We start from the raw sequence: 3,157 nt of genomic DNA, 5'->3' as shown, positions 1-3,157 counted from the left end.
TTGGGTCCCCTTCGTCTAGAGGCCTAGGACACCGCCCTTTCACGGCGGTAACAGGGGTTCGAATCCCCTAGGGGACGCCACTTCTCTTCTTGCTAACAAGAATGCAGACATAAGCAGTCATGTTTATGTCTGTTTTCTTCGGCCTCGAGCCGTTGCAAACATGCTCTTTAACAATCTGGAAAGCTGATTTAAAAAGTAGTTCTCAAACATTTGTTACAAGTGCTTTGGAAACTTCTTGGCGAAAACCAAATTTTATTTGGTCCTTGTTGTACGACAACAAGCTGTGCCGGTTTCACCGACACTTCTTGGGGTTGTATGGTTAAGTGACTAAGCGTACATGGTGGATGCCTTGGCAGTCAGAGGCGATGAAGGACGTACTAACCTGCGATAAGCTGTGAGAAGTCGGTAAGAGACGCTATTACTCACAGATTTCCGAATGGGGAAACCCACCCAAGATAACTTGGGTATCGTTACATGAATACATAGTGTAACGAGGCGAACCGGGAGAACTGAAACATCTAAGTACCCCGAGGAAAAGAAATCAACCGAGATTCCCTCAGTAGCGGCGAGCGAACGGGGATTAGCCCTTAAGCATCTTGGAAGTTAGTGGAACGGTCCTGGAAAGGCCGGCGATACAGGGTGATAGCCCCGTACACGAAAACAACCTTGATGTGAAATCGAGTAGGGCGGGACACGTGACATCCTGTCTGAATATGGGGGGACCATCCTCCAAGGCTAAATACTCCTGACTGACCGATAGTGAACCAGTACCGTGAGGGAAAGGCGAAAAGAACCCCTGTGAGGGGAGTGAAATAGAACCTGAAACCGTGTACGTACAAGCAGTGGGAGCCCTTCGGGGTGACTGCGTACCTTTTGTATAATGGGTCAGCGACTTACATTTTGTAGCGAGGTTAACCGTATAGGGGAGCCGTAGGGAAACCGAGTCTTAACTGGGCGTCTAGTTGCAAGGTGTAGACCCGAAACCGGGTGATCTAGCCATGGGCAGGTTGAAGGTTGAGTAACATCAACTGGAGGACCGAACCCACTAACGTTGCAAAGTTAGGGGATGACCTGTGGCTGGGGGTGAAAGGCCAATCAAACTCGGAGATAGCTGGTTCTCCCCGAAAGCTATTTAGGTAGCGCCTCGGACGAATACTACTGGGGGTAGAGCACTGTTTGGGCTAGGGGGTCATCCCGACTTACCAACCCCATGCAAACTCCGAATACCAGTAAGTACTATCCGGGAGACACACGGCGGGTGCTAACGTCCGTCGTGAAGAGGGAAACAACCCAGACCGCCGGCTAAGGTCCCAAAGTTCTGGTTAAGTGGGAAACGATGTGGGAAGGCTCAGACAGCTAGGATGTTGGCTTAGAAGCAGCCATCATTTAAAGAAAGCGTAATAGCTCACTAGTCGAGTCGGCCTGCGCGGAAGATGTAACGGGGCTCAAACCAGGCACCGAAGCCGCGGATTTGCACTTAGTGCAAGTGGTAGGGGAGCGTTCTGTAAGTCTGCGAAGGTGTATCGAGAGGTATGCTGGAGATATCAGAAGTGCGAATGCTGACGTAAGTAACGATAAAGGGGGTGAAAAGCCTCCTCGCCGGAAGACCAAGGGTTCCTGTCCAACGTTAATCGGGGCAGGGTGAGTCGACCCCTAAGGTGAGGCCGAAAGGCGTAATCGATGGGAAGCAGGTTAATATTCCTGCACGACTTGTAATTGCGATGGGGGGACGGAGAAGGCTAGGTGGGCCAGGCGACGGTTGTCCTGGTGAAAGTGCGTAGGCGGTACCTTTAGGTAAATCCGGGGGTGCAACGCTGAGACACGAGACGAACACACTACGGTGTGGAAGCCATTGATGCCCTGCTTCCAGGAAAAGCCTCTAAGCTTCAGATTACAAGTCATCGTACCCCAAACCGACACAGGTGGTCGGGTAGAGAATACCAAGGCGCTTGAGAGAACTCGGGTGAAGGAACTAGGCAAAATAGTACCGTAACTTCGGGAGAAGGTACGCTCTTGTTGGTGAAGTCCCTTGCGGATGGAGCTGACGGGAGTCGCAGTGACCAGATGGCTGGGACTGTTTATCAAAAACACAGCACTCTGCAAACACGAAAGTGGACGTATAGGGTGTGACACCTGCCCGGTGCCGGAAGGTTAATTGATGGGGTTAGCGCAAGCGAAGCTCTTGATCGAAGCCCCGGTAAACGGCGGCCGTAACTATAACGGTCCTAAGGTAGCGAAATTCCTTGTCGGGTAAGTTCCGACCTGCACGAATGGTGTAACCATGGCCATGCTGTCTCCACCCGAGACTCAGTGAAATCGAATTCGCCGTGAAGATGCGGTGTACCCGCGGCTAGACGGAAAGACCCCGTGAACCTTTACTACAGCTTGGCACTGAACATTGAACCTACATGTGTAGGATAGGTGGGAGGCTTTGAAGGCGTGACGCCAGTTGCGCTGGAGCCGTCCTTGAAATACCACCCTTGTATGTTTGATGTTCTAACGCAGGGCCCTGAATCGGGCTCGCGGACAGTGCCTGGTGGGTAGTTTGACTGGGGCGGTCTCCTCCCAAAGAGTAACGGAGGAGCACGAAGGTTGGCTAATCCTGGTCGGACATCAGGAGGTTAGTGCAATGGCATAAGCCAGCTTAACTGCGAGACGGACAGGTCGAGCAGGTACGAAAGTAGGTCATAGTGATCCGGTGGTTCTGAATGGAAGGGCCATCGCTCAACGGATAAAAGGTACTCCGGGGATAACAGGCTGATACCGCCCAAGAGTTCATATCGACGGCGGTGTTTGGCACCTCGATGTCGGCTCATCACATCCTGGGGCTGAAGTCGGTCCCAAGGGTATGGCTGTTCGCCATTTAAAGTGGTACGCGAGCTGGGTTCAGAACGTCGTGAGACAGTTCGGTCCCTATCTGCCGTGGGCGTTGGATGATTGAAGGGAGTTGCTCCTAGTACGAGAGGACCGGAGTGAACGAACCTCTGGTGTTCGGGTTGTCACGCCAGTGGCACTGCCCGGTAGCTAAGTTCGGAATCGATAACCGCTGAAAGCATCTAAGCGGGAAGCGAGCCCTGAGATGAGTCATCCCTGACCCCTTGAGGGTCCTAAAGGGCCGTTGGAGACCACAACGTTGATAGGTGGGGTGTGTAAGCGC

General features: G+C 52.6%; 1 tRNA gene and 1 rRNA gene. Both read left to right on the top strand.

The features are described from left to right. Positions 1-4 precede the first annotated feature (4 nt). A tRNA-Glu gene (locus NOM67_RS21665) sits at positions 5-80 on the top strand. 237 nt (positions 81-317) lie between these two features. Beyond that, positions 318-3,157: ribosomal RNA gene (locus NOM67_RS21660) — 23S ribosomal RNA — on the top strand; the annotation flags it as partial.

Origin of the sequence: Aeromonas sp. SG16, assembly GCF_024436135.1 — a bacterium.
GTDB classification, from domain to species: Bacteria; Pseudomonadota; Gammaproteobacteria; order Enterobacterales; family Aeromonadaceae; genus Aeromonas; species Aeromonas jandaei.
The sequence above is the reverse complement of the archived record's forward strand: the minus strand, read 5'-3'. Positions and strand labels throughout refer to the sequence as shown.